The organism is Bordetella genomosp. 10 (assembly GCF_002261225.1).
In the GTDB taxonomy this organism is placed as follows: domain Bacteria; phylum Pseudomonadota; class Gammaproteobacteria; order Burkholderiales; family Burkholderiaceae_B; genus Bordetella_C.
Map to the genome: position 1 here is coordinate 1,870,542 of NZ_NEVM01000005.1, position 21,023 is coordinate 1,891,564.

At 66.7% G+C, this 21,023-nt stretch carries 20 protein-coding genes; 6 read left to right on the forward strand and 14 right to left on the reverse strand.

Annotated features, from left to right (window positions below; translation table 11 throughout):
* Positions 1 to 35 precede the first annotated feature (35 nt).
* Genes CAL29_RS24445 through ykgO form a run of 3 tightly spaced genes read right to left on the reverse strand, consistent with a single transcriptional unit; the run spans position 36 to position 2,325 of the window.
* Positions 36 to 1,064, reverse strand: coding sequence for an arsenic resistance protein (locus tag CAL29_RS24445; protein WP_094855528.1), 1,029 nt, complete (start codon positions 1,062 to 1,064; stop codon positions 36 to 38).
* The gene (locus CAL29_RS24450) at positions 1,058 to 2,179 is read right to left on the reverse strand and encodes an NAD(P)/FAD-dependent oxidoreductase (RefSeq protein ID WP_094855529.1); all 1,122 of its coding nucleotides are present in this window, start codon (positions 2,177 to 2,179) and stop codon (positions 1,058 to 1,060) included. Before CAL29_RS24450 ends, CAL29_RS24445 begins: the two co-directional genes overlap by 7 nt.
* Positions 2,179 to 2,325 carry a type B 50S ribosomal protein L36 gene (gene ykgO / locus CAL29_RS24455; RefSeq protein WP_094855379.1) on the reverse strand — a complete coding sequence of 49 codons (147 nt, stop codon included), beginning with the start codon at positions 2,323 to 2,325 and terminating at the stop codon, positions 2,179 to 2,181. Before ykgO ends, CAL29_RS24450 begins: the two co-directional genes overlap by 1 nt.
* A gap of 175 nt (positions 2,326 to 2,500) precedes the next feature.
* Here ykgO and CAL29_RS24460 point away from each other — a divergent pair, with 175 nt between their 5' ends.
* Positions 2,501 to 2,719 (forward strand): hypothetical protein, encoded by a 219-nt coding sequence (locus CAL29_RS24460; RefSeq protein WP_094855530.1) that lies wholly within the window; start codon positions 2,501 to 2,503, stop codon positions 2,717 to 2,719.
* Positions 2,720 to 2,755: 36 nt separating this feature from the next.
* On the opposite strand, the gene CAL29_RS24465 is transcribed toward CAL29_RS24460, so the two are convergent.
* From CAL29_RS24465 to CAL29_RS24500, 8 genes are all read right to left on the reverse strand, one after another.
* Entirely contained in the window at positions 2,756 to 4,270 is a 1,515-nt protein-coding gene (locus CAL29_RS24465; protein ID WP_094855531.1) for a serine hydrolase domain-containing protein, read from the reverse strand.
* Positions 4,271 to 4,306: 36 nt separating this feature from the next.
* Positions 4,307 to 5,320: an ABC transporter ATP-binding protein gene (locus CAL29_RS24470; protein WP_094855532.1), complete on the reverse strand. Its 1,014-nt coding sequence runs from the start codon at positions 5,318 to 5,320 to the stop codon at positions 4,307 to 4,309.
* Positions 5,317 to 6,339: an ABC transporter ATP-binding protein gene (locus CAL29_RS24475; protein WP_256977710.1), complete on the reverse strand. Its 1,023-nt coding sequence runs from the start codon at positions 6,337 to 6,339 to the stop codon at positions 5,317 to 5,319. The genes CAL29_RS24470 and CAL29_RS24475 overlap by 4 nt, the downstream gene beginning before the upstream one ends.
* Entirely contained in the window at positions 6,336 to 7,259 is a 924-nt protein-coding gene (locus CAL29_RS24480; RefSeq protein WP_094855533.1) for an ABC transporter permease, read from the reverse strand. Before CAL29_RS24480 ends, CAL29_RS24475 begins: the two co-directional genes overlap by 4 nt.
* Positions 7,259 to 8,236 carry an ABC transporter permease gene (locus CAL29_RS24485; protein ID WP_094855534.1) on the reverse strand — a complete coding sequence of 326 codons (978 nt, stop codon included), beginning with the start codon at positions 8,234 to 8,236 and terminating at the stop codon, positions 7,259 to 7,261. The genes CAL29_RS24480 and CAL29_RS24485 overlap by 1 nt, the downstream gene beginning before the upstream one ends.
* 10 nt (positions 8,237 to 8,246) lie before the next feature.
* Positions 8,247 to 9,854 (reverse strand): gamma-glutamyltransferase, encoded by a 1,608-nt coding sequence (gene ggt, locus CAL29_RS24490; protein WP_094855535.1) that lies wholly within the window; start codon positions 9,852 to 9,854, stop codon positions 8,247 to 8,249.
* A gap of 3 nt (positions 9,855 to 9,857) precedes the next feature.
* Entirely contained in the window at positions 9,858 to 10,703 is an 846-nt protein-coding gene (locus tag CAL29_RS24495; RefSeq protein WP_094855536.1) for a hydrolase, read from the reverse strand.
* Positions 10,704 to 10,777: 74 nt separating this feature from the next.
* Complete coding sequence (locus CAL29_RS24500; protein WP_179284169.1) at positions 10,778 to 12,361, reverse strand: ABC transporter substrate-binding protein; 1,584 nt, start codon at positions 12,359 to 12,361, stop codon at positions 10,778 to 10,780.
* A gap of 210 nt (positions 12,362 to 12,571) precedes the next feature.
* Between CAL29_RS24500 and CAL29_RS24505 the strand changes: the two genes are divergently transcribed.
* A complete protein-coding gene (locus CAL29_RS24505) occupies positions 12,572 to 13,351 on the forward strand; it encodes an IclR family transcriptional regulator (protein WP_094855538.1) in 780 nt (259 codons plus the stop codon).
* Positions 13,352 to 13,416: 65 nt separating this feature from the next.
* Here CAL29_RS24505 and CAL29_RS24510 read toward each other — a convergent pair whose 3' ends face one another.
* The gene (locus CAL29_RS24510; RefSeq protein ID WP_094855539.1) at positions 13,417 to 13,980 is read right to left on the reverse strand and encodes an MFS transporter; all 564 of its coding nucleotides are present in this window, start codon (positions 13,978 to 13,980) and stop codon (positions 13,417 to 13,419) included.
* A gap of 279 nt (positions 13,981 to 14,259) precedes the next feature.
* Here CAL29_RS24510 and CAL29_RS24515 point away from each other — a divergent pair, with 279 nt between their 5' ends.
* The 3 genes from CAL29_RS24515 (at position 14,260) to CAL29_RS24525 (ending at position 18,478) form a co-directional block, all read left to right on the forward strand.
* Positions 14,260 to 14,769: a sigma-70 family RNA polymerase sigma factor gene (locus tag CAL29_RS24515; RefSeq protein WP_094855540.1), complete on the forward strand. Its 510-nt coding sequence runs from the start codon at positions 14,260 to 14,262 to the stop codon at positions 14,767 to 14,769.
* A gap of 5 nt (positions 14,770 to 14,774) precedes the next feature.
* A complete protein-coding gene (locus CAL29_RS24520; protein ID WP_094855541.1) occupies positions 14,775 to 15,779 on the forward strand; it encodes a FecR domain-containing protein in 1,005 nt (334 codons plus the stop codon).
* Between the two features lie 290 nt (positions 15,780 to 16,069).
* Complete coding sequence (locus tag CAL29_RS24525; protein ID WP_179284170.1) at positions 16,070 to 18,478, forward strand: TonB-dependent siderophore receptor; 2,409 nt, start codon at positions 16,070 to 16,072, stop codon at positions 18,476 to 18,478.
* Here the strand turns inward: CAL29_RS24525 and CAL29_RS24530 are convergent.
* On the reverse strand, positions 18,440 to 19,777 hold the full coding sequence (locus tag CAL29_RS24530) for an MFS transporter (protein ID WP_094855543.1): 1,338 nt from the start codon (positions 19,775 to 19,777) through the stop codon (positions 18,440 to 18,442). The two genes, CAL29_RS24525 and CAL29_RS24530, sit on opposite strands and share 39 nt — an antisense overlap.
* Positions 19,778 to 20,004: 227 nt before the next feature.
* Between CAL29_RS24530 and CAL29_RS24535 the strand changes: the two genes are divergently transcribed.
* Positions 20,005 to 20,571 (forward strand): TetR/AcrR family transcriptional regulator, encoded by a 567-nt coding sequence (locus CAL29_RS24535; RefSeq protein ID WP_094855544.1) that lies wholly within the window; start codon positions 20,005 to 20,007, stop codon positions 20,569 to 20,571.
* A gap of 27 nt (positions 20,572 to 20,598) precedes the next feature.
* Here CAL29_RS24535 and CAL29_RS24540 read toward each other — a convergent pair whose 3' ends face one another.
* Positions 20,599 to 21,021, reverse strand: coding sequence for a Zn-ribbon domain-containing OB-fold protein (locus tag CAL29_RS24540; protein ID WP_094855545.1), 423 nt, complete (start codon positions 21,019 to 21,021; stop codon positions 20,599 to 20,601).
* Between the last annotated feature and the right edge of the window lie 2 nt (positions 21,022 to 21,023).

The following is a 21,023-nucleotide window of genomic DNA, read 5'->3' on the forward strand; positions in this document are numbered from 1 at the left end:
GATAAGCTACCCTTTTCCACCCGGCGTTTGCGAGGCTAGGGAATGCGGATGGCGCCTCGTGTATGCCCGGCGGACGAATGCGAGGCCGACGCCCCGCGCCGCCGCTGCCCGAGCAACACCCGCTGCAACACCGTGAGATGCGGGAACTCCACCAGCATGCCGATGACCAGGGCGGCATAGACGAGCGGCTGCCCGGGCAGGGCCGCCATCGTCACCGCCAGCATCAGCGGCGCGTTGCGGGCCGCGATGTTCATGGTGAGCAGCGCGTGCTCGGGATAATCCAGCCGTCCCAGGCGGCTGATGCCTTCGCCCAGCAGGAAGGTGGCCACGAAGAACAGGAATACGCCCAGCAGCACCCAGGCGAAGACGGCGCGGTGTTCCACGATGACGCCGATGTTGGCGGCGAAGATTTCCGTCACCAGCAGCGCGATCGCCCACGGCGTGGCCTGATCGGCGCGGTGCAGCAGGCGGGCGAAGCGCGTCTCGCCCAGCAGCCGGCGCAGGCCATAATGGGCCAGGACGGCGATGGCGAGCGGCGCGAAGAACCAGTGCAGCACCGTCTCGCCGATGATGCCCGCTTCGACCTCGACCGGGCTGCGCGTGAAGAGATGCAAGTAGACGGGGTATAGCAGCAACTGCGCCACCATGTTGACGGGAATCAGCGCCGTGCCCAGCGCGACGTTGCCGCGCGCGAGCCGCGTGAAACCCAGGAACCAGTCGGTGCACGGCGACATGAAATAGATCATGAGGCCTATCATGAACAGCGGCTGCCCCGCCAGCAGGACCGAGGCGATGGCATAGCCGATGGCGGGCACGAACAGGTAGTTGGCGAGCAGGATCAGTCCGATCGCGCGCAGTCCGCCCCGGAGTCGCGCGACGGCCTCGAAACGCACGCCGAAAAAGAGCAGGCCGACCAGCGTCAGCAAGGTGCGGTCGACCTGGCCGCCCAATGCCTCGCCAACTGCGGGCCACTGGTGGCCGACGCCCGCGCCGGCCAGGATGCTGCCCATCAGCAACAGCGAGATCCACGATGCGTGAACGGCGTTCCGGAAGGCGGTCAGCATTCGCAGCCCTCGCAGCACTCGCTATTGCCGAACGGTCCCCAGGCGCCGGCGCCGGCCTTGAGGGCGCTCGTGTCCCGGTCCAGGCATAGCGCGATGCCCTCGGCGATCAGGGCAAAACGCTGGCGAAACTTATAGATGAAGCAATAGATGCGGCGGTCGTGCCGCACCTGCGGGCCGACCAGGAACAGGCCCGGCGTGATGGTCGATTCGTCGGCCTCGGACAGGACGATGCGGCCGTCGTCGTCCCAGGCCCAGAGTTCGGCGATCTGCCGCGCGCCGCCGCCCTTTTGAAATCCCGTGCCGAGGATGGGCGCCTGCTTCTCGTCCCAGTAACGGCCGTCGCCCGCATGGATGCGGTAGCCGCCCGCTTCGTTCTGCGTGACGGCGATCACGTCCACGCCGAATACGATCTCCAGCCGGCCCGTGTCGACCGCTTCGTACAGGCGCTGGCGACTGTAGGGCGAGAGCGACAGGCTCGGATCGTGCGGGCCCGCGGGATCCCAGGTGGACTTGCGCGCGAGCAGCCGCACCTTGCGCCGCAAACGGACCAGGTTGACGGCGGCGTCCACGCCGCTTTCGTATCCCCCGATCACCGTATAGCGGCGCGCCTTGAACGCCTGCCAATCCTCGACCTGGGCGTAGTGCGGGCACCATTGCGCGCCCGGAAACGGCGCCAGGTCGGGGTACTGGAATTCGCCGGCGGCCCAGATCAGGAAGCCCGCGTGCAGCTTGCCCTTCGCCGTCTCCAGGATGAAGCCGCCGCCCGGCACCGCCGCCACCGCTTCGACCTTGCAGTCGCAAGCGACGGGGAGCTCATGCCCCTTGGCGATGAAGCCCAGGTAGTCGGCATACTGCTGTCCAGACGGATGCTCCGCCCCCGTGAAGATCGCCGGCGAACTGGGTTCGTTGACGGCGTTCAGGTCGGCCAGCCCGAAGGGGTTGCTGTGAAAGGACGGCGTGATGAAGCGCGTCTGCGCCGGCCAGCGCCGGAACGACTCGCCCACGCGGCCGGCCTCCAGCACGCCGAAGCGCAGCCCGGGAATCTTCTGCAAAGCCAAGGCCATGCCGATACCGGCGGCGCCGGCGCCCACGACAGCCACATCCAGCCGATGCATTACGACTTCCTGCTCTTGGCGCCCCCCTGGCGGGCCTTGAAGCGCGGGTTCGATTTGCAGATGACGTAGATCCGGCCGCGCCGGCGCACGACCTGGCAATCACGGTGGCGCGTCTTGGCGTCCTTCAAAGACGAGAGAACTTTCATGGGGGTTCCTTGCGAGCAAACGGTGGATTCAACAGGCAGCGTTCATGTCGTCTCGGACTCTCAAGGGAGTGCTGTTCGGGGAGGATTTATTTGATATGTTATAACATAACCAACATGATCCGCATGACCGCCCCACGTCGAGCGAAGCGCCGCCCTCTTCCAGGAAGGGTTACCGATGAACGCCCCCGTCATTCCAGAAACCTACGCGCAATGGCGTCATTGCATTACCGTCGAATGCCGGATTCCGTTGACCTTGTCGTTCGTCACGCAACGCCTCGCCGTCTTGCGCGACGAGCGCGCGCAGGAAACCGTGCGGTTCCGCGGCCTCTACGGCGATCCGCACTGGAAGGCCGTGTGCCAGTGGTTCACCCGGGCGCAGGACGAACTTCGATGACCGCCCATCCGTCGCGGCGCAGGCGCCGCGCGGGCGTCAGGAAACCCGCCTGCCGCTGAGCGTATCCATTTCCTTGCGCGTGGAGTTGGTGTTCACGCGCCGGTCGAACCGGATTTCGTCCCCGTCGAAGCGGCACACCACATGGTCGCGGAAGGCGGTTTCCACGAAGATCCAGTCCATGACCAGCGTATGCTCGTCGCGCCAGAAGGCGCGCGCCAGCACGCGCGCCTGGTCGGGCTGGTAGGAATGATGGATCCGCCAGCCGGTCATGGAGGTCTGCCCGGCCCGCCATGACGAGAACGAGGCGGCGATCTCGTGCGCGCCGCGATCGTCCGTCAGCGTGAACGTGCAGTCGTCGCCCCTGCATGCCAGGGCGATGCGGGCAACGTTATCGTCGTTGGGCGCGATGGCGTAGACCGCGTGGAAGTCCGCGCGCGACGCGGGAATCGTCTCCCCATGCTCGATAGGCATGGACAGCGCCGCGAGACGCCGCGCCAGCCGCGCATCGGCGTCCGCCGGTTTGGCGTCGGGCGTGCGCCTGCGCTGCATGTCGGCAACGATGTTTTCCCATATCAGGCGATGCACCCGCTTCTCGCGCGGCGCGATGCCGCCGGTAAAGGCGATGACCGCGTTGTGATCGGGGAAGGCGATGGCATGCTGGCCGAACAGGCCGCTGGCCGTGAACGTGTTGTCCGGCCCGCGCCACCATTGGAAACCATACCCTTCGCGCTTCTCCGCGCCGGGCGCGCCGGGGTCCGCGTAGCGCTTGCCATCGAAGTGGCCGATCACGATGTCCTCGATCTGCGCGCCCGTCGCCGCGGCGGTCCACGCCGGGCTCAACAACTGTCGTCCCTGCCATTGGCCGCCCTGCATATGGACCAGCGCCAGCTTCAGCAGATCCGAGGTCTTGGCGCGGATGCCGTTGCCGCCCGTATTGACACCGTCCGGGCCGACATCCCAGGCGAGGTCCTCGATGCCCAGCGGCTCGAAGAACCTCGGCGCCATCCAGTCGCGAACCCGTTCGCCGGTGACTTTCTGGAGGATGGCGGCGAGCATGTAGGAGCAGCCGCTGCAATACACGAAGCGTTCGCCGGGCTCGTAGACCATGGGCTCCTTGAAAAAGGCCGCGATCCAGCTCGTGGTGAGCCGGCGCCATTCGCCGCCCGAGATGCCGGAGCCGTGGCCGCTGGTCATGGTGAGCAGATGGCGCACCGTCATCCGGTGCAGCGAGGCCGGCGCATCGGGCGGCACATGTTCCGGAAAGAAGTCCACGACCTTCGCGTCCAGCGCAAGCAGGCCGCGGTCGACGGCCAGGCCGATGCCGGTTCCCACGAAGCTCTTGACGGAAGAATGCAGCATGTGACGCAGTTCGGGCGCATACGGCGCCCACCAGCCTTCGGCGATCACGGCGCCGTCCTTCCAGAACATGAAGCTGTGGAGTTCCAGTTCCTCGCGCTCCAGGCCGTCGAGAAAGGCCTGGATGGCGGAGGCGTCGATGCCGCGCGTCGCCGGGGCGGCGCGATTCAATCCATCGGAATAGGTCGATTGCATGAGCGGGAATTCCAGCGTAGGTTGTCCGTCTCTCTGTTATCGCGGCTGCAGCAGATGGCAGGCCGCGCGGTGGCCGGGTCCCACCATGCGGATTTCGGGCGCCTCCGTGCGGCACCGGTCCATCGCGTGAGGACAGCGCGGGTGAAAATGACAGCCGCTGGGCGGCGCCAGGGGGCTGGGCAGCTCGCCCTGGATGGTGCTGAACTCGCGCTGCTCGATATCGATGCGAGGCACCTCCGCCAGCAGGGCCTGCGTGTACGGATGGCTCGGACGCGTGAAGATGGCTTCCGTCGGCGCTTCCTCGACCACGCGGCCCAGGTACATGATGACCACGCGATCGGAAATGTGCTTGACCACGCCGAGGTCGTGGCTGATGAACAGGTAGGTCAGGCCCAACTCGTCGCGCAGCGACATGAACAGGTTGAGGATCTGCGCCTGGATCGAGACGTCCAGCGCGGCCACGGACTCGTCGCAGACCAGGAGTTCCGGCTGCACGGCCAATGCCCGGGCGATGCCGATGCGCTGACGCTGCCCGCCGGAGAATTGGTGCGGCAGGCGGTCGCGGTAGGCCGGGTTCAACCCCGCCCGCTCCATCTGCAACGCCAGGTAGTCCGCGGGATTGCCTTGCACCAGTTTGTGCGCCAGGGGCGCTTCCATGATGATCTCCCCCACCGTCAGCCTGGGGTTCAGCGAGGCGAAGGAATTCTGGAAGATCATCTGGGTGCGCAGATGCGCGCGCCGGTTATGGGCGCGCGCCGCGCTCTTCATGTCCAGGGCCTGCCCATCGATGCGGACCTCGCCGGAGGACGGCGCCAGCAGGCCGGCCACCATCCGCCCCAGCGTCGACTTGCCGCAGCCGGACTCGCCCACCAGGCCGACGACCTCCCCTTTATGAACCGTGATGCTGACGTTGTCGACGGCGCGCACGACGGGGGGCCGCTTGGCCAGGCCCAGGCGCGTCGCCGCGCGCTCGATCCAGTCCTGGCGCCGGCCGAAGCGGCGCGAGACGGCATCGACTTCGACCATGGGCGTACGGACTTCGTTCGTCATGGCTGAGGAGTTCCGAGGGGATGAAAGCATCGGTATTCGTGTCCTTGCAGGCCCGTGGTCTGGGGCGCGCTGGCCGCGCACTCGGGCGAGGCGGCCGGGCAGCGGGGATGAAAGGGACAGCCGGACGGAAAGCGGCCGGCGATGGGCGGCGCGCCCTGGATCTGCTTCAGCGGCCGGCCCCGCTGGTTGCGGTCGGGAACGGAGTCCAGCAGGCCCATGGTGTAGGGATGGCGCGGCGCACCGAGCACCTGCCTGACTGTGCCGCTTTCGACGATGCGGCCGGCGTACATCACGCCGAGGCGGTGGGCGAGACGGGAGACGATGGCCAGGTCGTGCGTGATCCACAACCAGGCGGTATTGTGTTCCCGCGCCAGCTTCTGCACCTGGGACAGGATCTGCGCCTGGATCGTCACGTCCAGCGCCGTGGTCGGCTCGTCGGCGATGATCAGGTCAGGGTTGTGCAGCAAGGCGATGGCAATGGCCACCCGCTGGCGCATGCCGCCCGAAAACTGGTGCGGGTAGGCGCGCAGGCGCTCCTGGGGACTGGGGATGCCCACCTTTGCCAAGGCGTCGCAAGCGCGCTGCCGCGCCACGGAGACGGAGACCTTCTCGTGCGCGGTGATCGCCTCGATCATCTGCGTGTCGATGCGCAGGACCGGATTCAGCGTCATCATCGGATCCTGGAAGATCATGGCGATCCGCTTGCCGCGCAAGGTGCGCAGGCGCTGCGCCGAAGCGTGCGCGATGTCCTCGCCGTCGAAGAGTATCTGTCCGCCGGCGACGCGGCCGCCGTCGAGCAAGCCCATGACGGAAAAGCCCGTCACCGACTTCCCTGAGCCGCTCTCTCCCACCAAACCGACGATCTCGCCGGGGCGGATGTCCAGGCTCACGTCGTCGACGGCGCGAACGGGCCGCTCGGGGCTGCCGAATTCGGTGCGCAGGCCGGCGATGCGCAGGATGGGCCTGGGCGCCTCCACCGCCCGCGGGCGGTTTTCCATCAGGCTTGCCGTCGGCGTCATGCGGGCCTCCTGCGCGGGTTCAGGACATCGCGCAGGCGATCCCCGACCAGGTTGATGGACACGATGGCGACCAGCAGCACCATGCCGGGATAGAAGCTGATCCAGTACATGCCGGACAGCATGTACTGGTACCCGTTGGCGATCAGCAGCCCCAGGCTGGGCTCGGTGACCGGCACGCCCAGTCCCAGGAAGGACAGCGTGGCCTCCAGCGCGATCGCCCTGGCGATCTGGATGGTCATGATGACGATGATGGGCGGCAGGCAGTTCGGCAGCAGGTGGCGGAAGACAATGCGCCAGCGCGACAGCACCAGGCCCTGCGCCGCCTCGACGTATTCCTTGCCTCGCTCCACCAGCGCCGCGCTGCGGGCGGCGCGGGCATAGGTGGCCCATTCGACGATGACCAGGGCCAGCACCACGTTCATGACGCTCTTGCCCAGCAGGGCCAGGATCATCAGCGCCACCAGGATGGCGGGAAAGGAAAGCTGCAGGTCGACCAGGCGCATCAGCAGGGTTTCCAGCCGGCCGCGCGCGTAGGCGGCCAGGATGCCGATGGACGTTCCCGCCAGCGCGGCCAGCAGGGCCGAGACGATGCCCACGCCCAGGGAAATGCGCAGGCCATAGAACATGCCGGACAGCATGTCGCGGCCCTGGTCGTCCGTGCCCAGCCAGTAGCGGCCGCCGTCCATGCTCTCGGCGCCGGGCGGCAGGCGCGCGTCCATGATGGAAATCTGGCCCAGGTCGTAGGGATTCTGGGGAGAGATCCAGGGCGCCAGGATGGCGACCAGGGCCAGCAGGATGAAAACCGCCAGCGCGAGGACCGCCAGGCGCGACCGGGCGAACGCCGCGAACACGGCGAGGCGCCGCATGGCGTCCGTGTCCGGCGGCTCGGCCGCCGGCGCATTGAGCGAGGGCGCTTCCATTACTGCTCCCCTTCATTGAGCCGGATGCGGGGATCCAGCACGGTATAGAGAAAATCGACGACGAGATTGGTCGTGACGAAGACCATCACGATCACCATCAGGTAGGCCACGATCACCGGGCGGTCCAGCGAATTGATGCTGTCGATGATCAGCTTGCCCATGCCGGGCCACGAGTAGATGCTTTCGGTGACGACGGAGAACGCGATCACCGAGCCGAACTCCATGCCCACCACCGTCACCACGGGAATCATCAGGTTCTTCAGCACGTGAACGAAGATGACCCGCGTTTCGGAGAGGCCCTTGGCCCGCGCGAACTTGATGTATTCCTGCGGCAGCACTTCGGCCACGCCGGCGCGCGTCAGGCGCAGCACCAGCGAGATATTGAAGAGCGACAGGTTCAACGCGGGCAGTATCAGGTGGCGCAGGCCGTCCGCCGTCAGGAAGGACCACTGGATGCCGAACAGGGCCGCCGTTTCCCCGCGCCCGCCGGTGGGAAGCCAGCCGAGCTCGACCGAGAACACCAGGATGAACATGATGCCGACCCAGAACGTGGGCAGCGAGAAGCCCAGGATGCTGAACGCCATCGTGCCCTTGGCCAGCGGCGATTCCGGCGCCAGGCCGGCGAACAGGCCCAGGGGGATGCCGATCACGACGGACAGCAGGACGGCGCAGATCGCCAGCTCCAGGGTGGCCGGCATGCGCTCGAAGATCAGGTGTATGGCGGGTTGGCTATAGACGAAGCTGGTGCCCAGGTTGCCGTGCAGCGCCGATCCCAGGAAGGCGAAGTACTGCCGCCATAGCGGCAGATCCAGACCTAGCTGGGCGATGATGCGCGCGCGGTCCTGTTGCGTGGAGTCCGGCGAAATCAGGATGTCCACCGGATTGCCCAGCACGTTGGTGGCGATGAAGACGATCACGCTCATGGCGAGCATGACCAGACAGGCCTGCCACAACCTGCGAAATATCCAGACGATCATAGGGATAGGCTCAAGTCACCGAGTAGGCGCAGCCGTCGCGCTGGGGATCCGCGGCGCCCTTGCAGGCGTCGCCGTCGATGCGGATGCCGTGGAGCGCGGCGTAGGGATAGCTGGTCGGCGAGCGCTTGACCTCGTAGCCCTCGGCCTGCAGGCGGTCCGTGACGCTGCGCCGGACGCGGTTGCTCACTTCGATCGCGTTGGAGACGGCCGTGATGCGGGGCGCGCTGACGGCCTCGATCATGGACATGTCGAAGTCCAGGACATTCATCAGGCCCTGCGCCACCGAGGGCGCGATGTAGGTCCCGCCGGGAGCCCCCAGGACGACGAACGGACGGTCGTCCTTGAAGACGATGGTGGGGGCCGCCGAACTGGCCCGGCGCTTGCCCGGCGCGATCGACGACGCCCGGCCCGGACGCGGGTCGAAACGCGCCATGGTCCCGTTGTACATGAACCCCAGGCCGCGGGTGATGGCGCCGGACGGGCTGCCCAGGGTGTGCGTCATGGCGACGGCGTTGCCCTGCTTGTCGACGACGGAGATGTGGGTGGTCTCGCGCTGCGATACGTCCAGGCGGGTCACCTTGGCCCGCTTGCCGTCGGCGATGCCGCGCGCCAGTTCCTCGCAATAGGACCTGGACAGCAACTTCTCCACCGGCACGTCGACGTACAGGGGGTCGCCCATGTAGAGGTCCTTGTCCACGGTCATCAGCTTGATCGCCTCGGCCAGCGTGCGCACGTGGTCGTAGGAGCCGTGCTCCATGGCGCCGACGTCGAAGTTCTCCATGATGTGCAGCAGTTGCAGCATCGAGATGCCGCTGCCGGGAGGCGGGCTGGTCGAAATGCGATGGCCGCGGTACTCGCCCCATAGCGGCTGGGTCACGCTCAGCGCGTACTCGGCGAGGTCCTTGCGGCCGATGAGGCCGCCGTTCGCGGCGAAATCGTCGGCGATCTGCGCGGCCAGTTCGCCATGGTAGAAATCGTCCGGCCCCAGGCGGGCCAGGCGCTCCAGCGTGTTCGCCATTTCACGGTTCACGACGATGTCGCCGATCTCCTTGAGCGACCCGTCGGCGCGGAAATAGACCTCGCGCCCGGTCTGGCTGAAGGCCAGCTTGTCGCGCGTGTTGGCGAGATGGGCCTTGCTCTGGTTCTGCGACCAGTACCAATGCACGTGCGGGCGCACCATGAAGCCCTTGCGGGCGTAATCGATGGCCGGCTGGATGAGATCGGCCCAATCGAAGGTGCCGTAGTGCGACAGGGCATGCGCATAGCCCTTGACGCTGCCCGGCGTACAGACGGCCAGGTAGCCGATTTCGCTGATGTTCCCTTCCAGGATGTAGCCGAAGCCGTCGCTGGACTGGCCGACCAGCTTGTCGACCCACATGTCCGGCGTGCAGGCGAGCGGCGCGCGGGCGTAGAACTCCAGGATCTCGTGGATGCCCTTGCCCGGCATGTAGACCTGCATCGAGCCGAATCCGCCGATGCCCGCCATCTGCGGGTCGACGACGCCTTGCACGAATGCGCAGGCCAATGCCGCATCCACCGCATTGCCGCCGCGGGCAAGGACTTCCGCGCCCGCTTCGGCGGCTTCGGGCTGGGCCGCGACGATGACACCGTTCTTCATGGATTACCCCTTGCGGCGCGACGCCAGAACCTTGGCCAGGAATTCCTGCACGTACGGAACGGCCTTCATGCGGTCGTGCGCCATGTTGGGCACGACGTCCAGCGTGACGTCGACGCCGGCGCCGCGGAACGATTCGCACAGGGCGCGGGCCCGTTCCGGGCGGGTGCGTCCGGCGTCGTTGGCACCTTCCATGTAATAGCGGCCGCCGGGCTTGTGGGTGATTTCCCAGGTTTCGAGGTCGGCCTCGCCGACGACGATCTGCACGGGCACGCGGGCCAGCGCCTCCTTGTCGAAGGCGACGCCGAACTGCGCCTGGAGGTCGCCCACGCCGACCCACCATTTCTTGCCGGTATCGAGGAGGGTGACCGAGCCCGGCGCGCCGATGCAGGCCGCCCAGAGCTTGCGCGGATGCAGGATCGCGAAGCGGTGCGTGAAATGCCCGCCGCCGGAGAAGCCGAACATCGCGAAGGTGCCCCAGTCCTGGCCGTACCTGGCGGCGACCTCGTCGACCATGTCCAGGACGAGCTGGTCGTAGCGGATGTCGCCTTCCTTCAGGTACTTGTAGCCGCTGCGTTCGTCATCGCCCAGGACGCCGATGGGAAACAGCGGGCACAGGATGGCGACCCGGTTCCAGTGGCCGAACTCGGCATAGCCGTCGCGGAAATCCAGGAAGGAGCTGCGGCTCGTGCCATGGATGGCGACCAGCAGGTCGACCTTCTCCCCGTCGCCGACGCAAGGCGGGACGTACATGACATAGGAGAAGCGGGGGTCTTTCTTGCTGGCGAAAATGGCCGTCTTGCCGAGCCCGTAGAACTTGCCGGCCTTCTGGTCTTGATCCTTGTCGGACATTGCGGAATCTCTCGATGGAAATGAGGGCGGCGCGCGGGCGCCGCCGGAGGACGATGGACGTCAGGCCTTGGGCTTCAAGCCTTGGTGACGCCCATCGCCAGCGTGTATTGGTCGACACGCGTTTCGTAGTTGATGCCCTTGCGGGCGGCCAGCACGAGCACTTCGTTGTGCAGGGGCAGCAGGACGTTGTGGTCGAACACCATGTCGCAGGCCTGCGCCAGCATGGCCTCGCGCTTCTTGTCGTCCATCGTGGACTTGGCTTCGAGCACGAGCTTGTCCAGTTCCGGATTCGAATAGCGGCCATAGTTGCTGGCGCCGGTTCCCGCCTTGGCGTCGAAGGACACGGCCGTCGCCAGCAGCGGGTTGGAGGTCTCGCCCGTGTTGGTGCCCCAGGAGCCCAGCATGAAGCTGTATTCGCCCTTGCTCAGGTGCGGGGCGTAGACCGACCAGGGCATGACGTCGACGGTGGATTCGATGCCGATGCGCGTCAGGAACTGGGCCACGGCCTGCGCGATCGCCGCGTCGTTGATGTAGCGGTTGTTCGAGCTGTGGATGGTTAGCTTGAAGCCGTCCGGATACCCGGCCTGGGCCAGCAGGGCCTTGGCGCCCTTCGGGTCGTACGCGACCGGCTTGATCCGGGTCGACGCCCCGAACGTGCCGGGCTGCACGTACTGGTCGGCCAGCACGGCGTTGCCGCTCATGACCCGGCTGACGATGAGGTCCCGGTTGATGGCCTTGGCGAAGGCCAGGCGCACGCGTTCGTCCTTGAACGGGTTGCGCGGCAGCGGCTTGCCGCTTTTGTCCGTAGCGTAGGGGGTGACGTCGCGCCCCTCGTCCATGGCCATGTAGACCATGCGCGAGGACACGCCGCGAATGATGTGCTTGTTGCCGCTTTGCTGGACCCGCGCGATCCCCTCGGACGGCACCGTCTCGATGAGGTCGCAATCGCCGCCGAGCAGCGCGGCCAGCCGCGCGCCGGGATCGGTGACGATGCGCAGCACGACGTTCTCGAACTGCGGCGCCGGCCCCCAGTAGCGCGGATTGCGGACCAGCACGACACGGCTTTCCGGCACGTATTCCTTCAGCAGGTAGGGGCCCGTGCCGATGGCCGCCTTGCCGGAATTGAAGTCGGCGCTGGGCGCCTGCGCGTACTGCTTGCTGATGATGCGGATGCGGCTCAGGGAATTGAGCAGGAGCGGGTCCGGCTGGTGCGTCTTGATGATCAGCTTGCCCGGCTCGGGCACCGACATGTCGGCGATGGAGCGCGTGTAGGTCGTGAAGGGAGCGACGCTGGTCAGGACCCCGACCCGCTTGATGGAGGCGATCGCGTCCTCGCCGGTGAATGGCGTGCCGTCGGAGAAGACCGCTTTCGGGTTGAGGGTGAACTCCCAGGTCGTGTCGTCGATCAGGCGCCAGGAGGACGCCAGGCCCGGCTTGGACTGGGATTTCGCGTCATTGGTCACCAGCGCATCGTAGATATGCATGGCCACCGCATTATTCGGCGCGTTGCTTTGCAGGTGCGGATCGAGGGTGGTGGGCGGGCCTGCCATACCGATGGTCAGCGGCTTTTCCTGGGCAAAGACCAATGGGCTGAAGGATCCGGCGGCGGCGAGCGCCGTCGTGTTCGCCAGGAAGCGGCGGCGACTGGGTGAGCGCATGCTTTTCTCTTCTAGGTATTGAAACGGAGCGGGTGGGCTGCCGCCTGTCCAGGTCGAACCGGCAGGCGGGAAGGGCTTCATGGTCGCGCTACGAGGCCGACACTGGCAACTTAGGAGATACCCTGTATCGGTAATCGATACAAAAATGGGCTGGCGGGTATAATCCGCGGCAATGGCCGGTCGGCCGGTCCCTCCAGGCAAAAGCGTCCTATGTCCCTTCCCCCCTCGTCTTCAAATCGTTCCGGCTACACGATCGAATCCGTGCGCACCGCGATGGATCTGCTCTTTTCCGTATGCGGCCAACCCGATCTCGGCGTGACGGAGCTGGCCCGCAAGAACGGCCTGGGGAAGGCGCGCGCCTACCGCCTGTTGCGCACGCTGGAGGAATGCGGACTCGTGAAGCGGACCGAGGAGCAGCGCTTTCGGCTGGGCCATGCGGCGCTGCTCGTGGGCAGCGCGGCGACCGCGCAGATCAACCTGGCGAACCTGGCCGCGGCGGAACTCGCCCGCGTGGGGGAAGCGGTGCAGGAAAGCACGCAGCTTCGCATCCGCGAAGGCGACGAGTCGGTCTGCATAGGAAGCTGGGAGCCCAACCGCGATCTTCGCGTCCATATCGTCCTAGGTCGCCGCCGACGCCTGGGCCTGGGCTCCAACAAGGCCCTGCTGGCCTTCGAGAGCGCCGACGAAATCGAGAGCACGCTGGATCGCCTCTATGCGGCCAGCGATATGCCGGTGCCGCGCGAGGTATTGCGCGCCAGGCTCGACGAGGCGCGCCGCAACGGCTATTGCATCAGCCGCGGCGAAGTGTCCGAGCACCTGGTGAGCATGTCGGTGCCGGTATACGCGAAAGGCAGGAAACCGGTGGCGGCATTGAACATCTCCGCGCCGGCGATACGCATGAGCGAAGAGCGAATCCGCTACGGGATAGAGCAACTGCTGGAAGCGTCGGCGCGGCTATCCGCGAAGCTGGGTTGCGAGCAGGCGGCGTAGGCGCGGTCAAGGCGCGCGCGCAAGCCGGCGGCACGCATGCCGATGGCCTCTCGACACCGCAAGCCTCAACGCGATCGCAGCAGATGGCGGCGCTCCGACCAGTGGTTCATCGCCGCGCACGCCAGCAATAGCGCGCTGGTCACGAAGAAGACGTGAGGCAATCCCATATGGATGCCAATCGCCCCGCCCAGCAAGGGCCCCGCAACCTGCCCCGAAAATTGCGCGGATTGAAGATAACCGAGCGCCGATCCCGAATGGCCTTCATTGACGGACTGGCGGATCAGCTTCGCCACCGAAGGCAGCAGTCCGGCAAGCGTCGCCCCCATGACGCCTCGAAGCAAGGCAAGCTGCCACCACGCTTTGACGAAGGCCTGCGGAAGCAGGACCAGTGAGGTCGCCACCAGGCATCCGACGATGACTTTCCTGCTGCCGATTCGATCGAAGGCGATTGCCGACCACTTGACCACGTCGTCCGCGGACTTTGCGCCCAGTTGCTGGACATACAACGGAAGAAAAGGCAGCAGCATGCTCAAGCTGACCAGCGTCGTGAAAGAACCAAAAACACAAACCGCGAGGTTTTTCTTCCAATACGACGCATTGCGTTCCGCATAGCCGAGTGCCGAGGTCATGACCTACCAATCTTCCGAAATCCAGATAACCCGGAAGCTACGCGCAATCCTGAATCCTGAGAACCGAATTATGAAGATGCCGGCTATCTGCATTCGCGATAGCCAAAAAGCGAAAAGCGCGTCGATGGCGACCCTGGCTGGCTCGGCCGTGCCCGAGCTCCGAATGCCTCGAATCCCCCCTTCAACCACAACCTGTTGCCAAACGCCCCCACTATCTAGATAATTAAGATTCATTCCTATTTAGATCAGAGGGCGTCCCTGGGCGCCGCCGCTCAGGCCATGCCGGACCAGGCACATTTACCCAGCGTCGAGACGCTCTATTCCGATCATCACGGCTGGTTGCAGGGATGGTTGCGCCGCAAGCTGGGCAATCAATTCGACGCGGCCGACCTGGCGCACGATACGTTCGTGCGCGTCCTGCGAAGCCGCGACCAGGACGTCATCCGCGAACCGCGCGCTTACCTGGCCACCGTGGCCAACGGGCTGGTGGTCAGCCACTGGCGCCGCAAGGCGCTGGAGCATGCGTGGCTCGATACGCTGGCCGCGCAGCCGGAAGCGGTCGTTCCCTCGCCGGAGCAACGGGCGTTGATCCTGGAAACGCTGGAGCAGATCGCCGCCCTGCTCGACGGGCTGCCCGACCGCGTGCGCGAGATTTTCCTGTTCTCCCAGATCGACGGGCTGACTTATCCACAGATCGCCAGCCGGCTCGGCATCACGGTCAACATCGTGCAGAAGGCCATGACCCGCGCCGTCGCGCAGTGCTACAAGGCGCTCTACCTGCATGGCTGACCTGAATGGCTGACCGCATTCCCGAACGCGTCGTCGAGCAGGCGGTGCAGTGGTATGTCCGTCTCGCGTCCGGCACCGCGACGCAGCAAGACCGGACCGAGTTCAACCAATGGCGCGCGCGGCATCCCGACCATGCGCTGGCCTGGGAGCGGCTGGAAAACATGGGCAGCCATCTCCAGGACAGCACGGCGCGGGTGGCGTCCGCCACGACCCATGCGACCCTGGCGCGGGTCTCCCTGCTGTCGAAGCGCCGCCGCGCGCTGAAGCATCTCGCATGGCTGGGCCTGGGCGGCGCCGGCGTCTATCTCGTCCAGGAACAGGTGCCATGGCGCGGCGAGCTGGCCGCTGCCCTGTCGGACCTGCGCACGGGCACGGGCGAGCGCCGCAGCATCGTGCTCACGGACGGAACGACGCTGCGGATGAACACCGCCACGGCCGTGGACCTGCGCTTCGATGCCCGCCAGCGCCGCGTGATCCTGCGCGGCGGCGAGATCATGATCGCCACCGCCAGGGATCCCGCGGGACGGCCTTTCGTCGTGGCGACGGCCGACGGCGAGATGGTCCCCGTCGGAACGCGCTTTACCGTGCGGCGCGACGCCGACGCCCGGCGTCCCTATACCCAGCTCGCCGTCACGGAAGGCGCGGTCGACGTCCGGGCCGGTGACGCCAGCGCCGCGACGGCGACGGTGCGCGTTCTCGCGGGCCAGGAGGTCCGGTTCACGGGTTCCACGGTCGAGCCGCCCTTCCCCTTGCGCGAAGACAGCCAGGCCTGGACGGACGCGATGTTCGTCGCCGAAGGCATGCGGCTGGACGACTTCCTCGCCGAACTGGGCCGCTACCGGCGCGGACGCCTGCGCTGTGCGCCCGAGGTGGCCGACTTGCGCATCACCGGGGCGTGGCCCCTGGACGTTCCCGACGCGACCGACCGGATCCTCGATGCGCTGGAGCGGCGGCTGCCCGTTCGGGTGCATCGCTACACCCGCTATTGGGTCACCGTGGCGCCGGCGTGACCGCCAAGGGTCGCCCCGCCGAAAATACAATTATTTACAAATAACGCGGCAGCTTTTTCCGTTTCATGCGGCTTCCCGGTAGAAGCCTCCGGGACGAAGAACGAAACCCTTCCGATCCAGCCGTTCCCGCGGGCATTCCCCAGACAACACGTATCCGTTGAGGAATCCGCACCATGGCCGCCAGCCGGGCTCATCGCTCACCATCGTTACTCCCCCGCACGCCGCAAGGCGGCCATGGATCCCGCCCGCGCCGATCCGCGCGCCCGGTACTGACGCCTCTCGCGCGCGGCATGCTGTGGGCCGCGCTCGCCGGCGCCGCCCAGCCGATGGCAAGCGCCTCGGCCCAACCCGCGCCGGCAAGCGCGCCCACCCACCTGAACTTCGATATCCCGCAGGGGTCGCTGGACCAGGCATTGAGCCGGTTCGGCCGGCAATCGGGCGCCGCCGTCTCCGTCAATGCCGCGCTTACCGCGGGCATCCGCAGCGCGGGCGTGCACGGCAGCTACACCGCGTCCGAGGCCCTGGCCCGATTGCTCGCCGGCACCGGCCTGCAGGCCGTCCAGGACGCTTCGGGCGAGTACACCTTGCGCGCCCTGCCCGCGCCGGGGGCGGCCGACGCCGGCGCTACGACGCTGCCTGAAGTGCGGGTGATCGGCACGTCCGATACGGTGGCCGAGCGCGTGAATCCGCCCACCACGGTCGGCTCCAAGACGCCGCTGACCCAGCGCGAGATCCCGCAGTCGGTCAGCGTGGTGACGCAGTCGCAGATCCAGGAGCGCAACCTGATGGACATGAACGATGCCCTGCGCAAGACGCCGGGCATCGTCGTCACGCCCTATCGGGACGGCCGCGCGGATCTTTTCTCGCGCGGATTTCCGGTCGATACGATGCAGCTCGACGGCTTGCCGATCAGCCTGAACATGACCGAAAACGGGCTGCTGGCGCCGGACCTCGCGATGTACGACCGGGTGGAAACCCTGCGCGGCCCCGCCGGCCTGTACAACGGTTTCGGCGGCCCGGGCGGCACGGTCAACCTCGTGCGCAAGCGTCCGCTGGACGACCTGGCCGCGACGGCCGAGGTGCGGGTCGGCACGGACCACGAATACCGCGGGCTGGCCGATCTCTCCACGCCGCTGAACGACGACAAGACGCTGCGCGCGCGCGTGGTCGGCTCCTACGAAAGCACCGACCTGTACCAGGACTCGACCTACAAGCGCCCCGGACTGCTGTACGGCATCGTCGAGGCGGACCTGACGCCATCCACCAAGCTGGACATCGGCGCCAGCTACCAGCGCCTGACCATGCGGGCGATGTCCGAGGGGTATCCGGCCTATACGGACTACCGCCTCATCCAGCATCCCTCCAGGGACTATATCGGCAGCAGCGGCGACGGCATGCGCTACGAATCGAATTCCGCCTTCTTCGACCTGGAGCACAAGTTCGACTCCGCGTGGCGCGTCAAGCTGAGCGGCACCCATCTGTACAACACCGCCTACATGAAGAGTTCCTACGCCTGCTGCGGCGGCGTGGACCGCGCCACCGGCCTGAGCAAGATTTCCTGGGGCGGCGGATCGAGCGGCAACAACACCCAGGACGTCATCGATCTTTTCGTGGACGGCCCCTTCGATCTCGCCGGCCGCCAGCATCACATTACGGTGGGCATGAACTACCTGCGGTCGAACAACTATATAAAGAACACCTACGGCACTGTCTCGAACTACGTCGACGTCAACGATCCCGTCGAGCTTCCGGCGTACGACGGCGCGCCGCTGACGAGCTACGCGCTGCGCACCGTCACCACGCAATACACCACGTACGCCAACGTGCGCTTCAAGCTGGCCGATCCGCTGACCCTGGTCGTCGGCGGCAATGCCATGTGGTGGCGCGCTTCCGTGCGGCCCATCGCGGACCAGAATCCGTTCGGCACGCCCGAGACGCGCGACAGCGTGGACGGCCGCGTCACGCCCTACGGCGGCCTGCTGTACGACATCGACCGGACCTACACGGCCTATGCCAGCTACGCCAGCATCTTCTCGCCGCAATCGGCGCGCGACAAGGACGGCAAGCTCATCAAGCCGCTGGAGGGCGATCAATACGAGGTGGGCGTCAAGGGCACGTACCTGGACGGCAAGTTGAACGCCAGCCTGGCCCTGTTCCAGTTGACGCAGAAGAACCGCGCCATCGCCGATCCCAGGGAGGATCCCTATTCCGGCATTTCCATCGCGCAGGGCAAGGCGCGCAGCCGCGGCGTCGAGGCATCGGTGTCGGGCGAGGCCTATCCGGGATTGGACCTGTATGCCGGCTACGCCTATACCCACGTGCGCAGCGTGGGGAGCGACGACGACGGCGGATCCAGCGGCCTGGGCGCCCAGAAGTTCACGCAGATTGCGCCCAAGCATACGTTCAAGCTGTGGGCCAACTACCAACTGCCGGGCGACTGGCACCGGCACAGCATCGGCACCGGCCTGAACGTGTCGAGCAGCTATTACTACGACGACGGCGTGGGCCGCCTGACCCAGCCCGGCTACATGACCGCGGACCTCAAGCTGGGCTACCAGATCAACGAGCACATGGACGCCTCGCTCTACGTGGCCAACCTCTTCAACAAGAGCTACTACGAAAGCGTGGGTTCGACCTGGAACCAGAACTTCCTGGGCGCGTCACGCACGGCGATGCTCACCTTGCGCTGGAAGCTGTAGCCAGGCGCCGAAGTACTGCTTGCGCCCATGGCGGACAGCGGCCGCGCAACCCAGCAGCCCGGCGAGCAGGCTGAATGCGGCGCATGCCCATGGCGTGTACTGCGTGGCGAAGATGAGGGCGAGCGGGGAGACGCTCGCCCAGATCGCATAGGTGACGTTGTAGGAAAAGGAGATGCCCGACACGAGGATGTCGGTCGAGAACAGGGAAATCATCACCGAGGGCACCGCGCCGACGATGCCCGACAGCAGGCCCGCGATCGCATAGACCAGCGCGAGCTCGGCGATATCGTGGCCGCCGAAGACCAGCGTCGCGTAGAGCAGGACGGTGCTGACCGGCAGCAATACGCTGTATAGCGCCACGCCCTTCCAGGCGCCGATCCGGTCCACCACGACGCCGGCGATCACGCAGCCGATGTTGAGAAACACGATGCCGATGCTGCTCAGTCCGAACGCCTCGCGCTGCGACAGGCCGAAGGTGGTCTGCATCAGTGTCGGCGTGACGACGACCAGCACCACGACGGCGGAAGTCAGTACGGCGGTGAGCAGCGCGGCGGGCATCAGGGCGCGACGCTGGCCGCCCAGGACTTCGCGCAGCGGGAAGCGCGTGGCCGCCTCGTCGCGCGCCTGCAGTTCCAGAAAGCGTGGCGTCTCCGTCAACCGGCGCCGCATCCAGATCCCGGCGACGCCGCACAAGCCGCCGAAGACGAAGGGAATGCGCCAGGCATAGCTGGCCATCTGCGCCGGCGTGAAGATCGACGCCAGCGCCGTGGCCGTGAGCGCGCCCAACAGGTAGCCGACGGTGAGGCCGGCCTGCAGGAAGCCCAGCGCATAGCCGCGCCGTCCCGGCGGGGCGTGCTCGGCGACGAACGCCCAGGCGCTCGGCACTTCGCCGCCGACCGCCATGCCCTGGCACAGGCGCAGCGCCAGCAACAGCACCGGCGCGAGATAGCCGACCCGCGCATAGGTCGGCATGATCCCGATCAGCAGGCAAGGCAGGGCCATCAGCAGGATGGTCAGGCTGAAAATCCGCTTGCGGCCGTATCGGTCGGCGAAATGCGCCATCGCGATGCCGCCCAGCGGGCGCGCGAGATAGCCGGTCGCGAAGATGGCGACGCTCTGCAACAGCCGCCGCCACTCGGGCATCTCCGGCGGAAAGAAGACCTTGGCCAGCGTCAACGCGAAGAAAACGAAGACGATGAAATCGTAGATCTCGAGCGCGCCGCCGAGCGCCGCGAGCCCGAGCAGCTTGTGGTCGACTTGGGCAGGATGCCGCGAAGGCGGACAGGCAACGGCCGTCATGGATAAGTCCCGGCAAGGTTCGAATTTCGATCGGCGGCGCGCGGGAAACTCTCCGGATCCCGAGGGGCCCCCGCGGCCGCTGCAACCGCAATGGCGGGCGCAGCCTATCATGATTTACTGTTCCCGGCAGCCGCTGCTGGGATAATGCCGGACGAAAGCACCGCGCGCATCGGCAAGGCAGCCCAGGCCTGGACTGCCAACGGGAGAACGGCGAAGGGCCACGCAATATGACGAAACGACGGACCCAGGAAGAATTCCTGCAAGAATTGACGCATCTGCTGATTTCCGAAGGCATCCGGACGCTGACGATCGCCGAGATCGCGGAACGCCTGAAATGCTCCAGGCGGCGCCTGTACGAGCTCGCCCCCTCCAAGGAGGCCTTGTTTCTCCAGGTGTGCCGGCAGCGCTTCGACGCCAACATGGCGAAAGGACACGCGGCGGCGCGCGGCGCGCCCGATGCCGCCGCCGCCATCTCCGCCTACATGAAAGCCGTCCTCAGCCCCTCGGGCATGAGCAAGGCGGCGCTCACCGACCTGGACGCCACCGAGGAAGGCCGCAAGGTCTTCGATGCCTACCAGGTGGCGCGCGTGCGCGGCCTGGAATCCATGATCGAGGAAGGCGTGCGCCAGGACCTGATGGTGGCGCACAATCCCAGGCTGGTCTCCGAGGCCATACTCGGCGCCGCGTTCCGCTTCCGCAATCCGCAGTTCCTGGAAGACACCGGCCTGAGCCTGGGCGAGGCCTTCAACGAGTTCTACGAGATCGTGCTCAACGGCCTGCTCAAGAAGCGCTGACGCGGGGCCGGACGGCCGGCGCCGGACTCATGGCGCGGCCGTATCCGGGGCGAAGAAAGGCATGCGGCGCCCCTGCGGCGCGGCGACGAACCGCGCGCGCAGCGGCATGCCGATCCGTATCGCCGCCGGGTCGGCGTCGACCAGGTTGCTTATCATCACGGGCCCCTCCTCCAGGCGCACGTAGGCCAGCACATAAGGCGGATCGGCGCGTTCGACGACGCTGTACGAATACAGGGCGCCGCGGCCGCTGGCCGGCTTCCACTCGGTGTCGCCGCTGCCGCACAGCGGGCAGGCCACCCGGGGGTACCAATGCGCCTTGCCGCAGGCGCGGCAGGCCTTGACCAGCAGCTCGCCCCGCTCGGCGGCCTCCCAGAACGGACGCGTCTCCGGATAGGCCAGGGCATACGGGTCGCCGGCATGGCCGGCCTGTTGTGAATCGCTTGGACTCATGG

Coding starts and splice junctions, on each gene's coding strand:
- CAL29_RS24495 (WP_094855536.1), bottom strand. CDS start 10,703: ATGTCCGACAAGGATCAAGACCAGAAGGCCGGCAAGTTCTACGGGCTC.
- CAL29_RS24530 (WP_094855543.1), bottom strand. CDS start 19,777: ATGACGGCCGTTGCCTGTCCGCCTTCGCGGCATCCTGCCCAAGTCGAC.
- CAL29_RS24540 (WP_094855545.1), bottom strand. CDS start 21,021: ATGAGTCCAAGCGATTCACAACAGGCCGGCCATGCCGGCGACCCGTAT.
- CAL29_RS24505 (WP_094855538.1), top strand. CDS start 12,572: ATGTCCCTTCCCCCCTCGTCTTCAAATCGTTCCGGCTACACGATCGAA.
- CAL29_RS24520 (WP_094855541.1), top strand. CDS start 14,775: ATGGCTGACCGCATTCCCGAACGCGTCGTCGAGCAGGCGGTGCAGTGG.
- CAL29_RS24475 (WP_256977710.1), bottom strand. CDS start 6,339: ATGACGCCGACGGCAAGCCTGATGGAAAACCGCCCGCGGGCGGTGGAG.
- CAL29_RS24445 (WP_094855528.1), bottom strand. CDS start 1,064: ATGCTGACCGCCTTCCGGAACGCCGTTCACGCATCGTGGATCTCGCTG.
- CAL29_RS24480 (WP_094855533.1), bottom strand. CDS start 7,259: ATGGAAGCGCCCTCGCTCAATGCGCCGGCGGCCGAGCCGCCGGACACG.
- ykgO (WP_094855379.1), bottom strand. CDS start 2,325: ATGAAAGTTCTCTCGTCTTTGAAGGACGCCAAGACGCGCCACCGTGAT.
- CAL29_RS24465 (WP_094855531.1), bottom strand. CDS start 4,270: ATGCAATCGACCTATTCCGATGGATTGAATCGCGCCGCCCCGGCGACG.
- CAL29_RS24510 (WP_094855539.1), bottom strand. CDS start 13,980: ATGACCTCGGCACTCGGCTATGCGGAACGCAATGCGTCGTATTGGAAG.
- CAL29_RS24535 (WP_094855544.1), top strand. CDS start 20,005: ATGACGAAACGACGGACCCAGGAAGAATTCCTGCAAGAATTGACGCAT.
- CAL29_RS24470 (WP_094855532.1), bottom strand. CDS start 5,320: ATGACGAACGAAGTCCGTACGCCCATGGTCGAAGTCGATGCCGTCTCG.
- CAL29_RS24515 (WP_094855540.1), top strand. CDS start 14,260: ATGCCGGACCAGGCACATTTACCCAGCGTCGAGACGCTCTATTCCGAT.
- CAL29_RS24460 (WP_094855530.1), top strand. CDS start 2,501: ATGAACGCCCCCGTCATTCCAGAAACCTACGCGCAATGGCGTCATTGC.
- CAL29_RS24485 (WP_094855534.1), bottom strand. CDS start 8,236: ATGATCGTCTGGATATTTCGCAGGTTGTGGCAGGCCTGTCTGGTCATG.
- ggt (WP_094855535.1), bottom strand. CDS start 9,854: ATGAAGAACGGTGTCATCGTCGCGGCCCAGCCCGAAGCCGCCGAAGCG.
- CAL29_RS24500 (WP_179284169.1), bottom strand. CDS start 12,361: ATGCGCTCACCCAGTCGCCGCCGCTTCCTGGCGAACACGACGGCGCTC.
- CAL29_RS24450 (WP_094855529.1), bottom strand. CDS start 2,179: ATGCATCGGCTGGATGTGGCTGTCGTGGGCGCCGGCGCCGCCGGTATC.
- CAL29_RS24525 (WP_179284170.1), top strand. CDS start 16,070: ATGCTGTGGGCCGCGCTCGCCGGCGCCGCCCAGCCGATGGCAAGCGCC.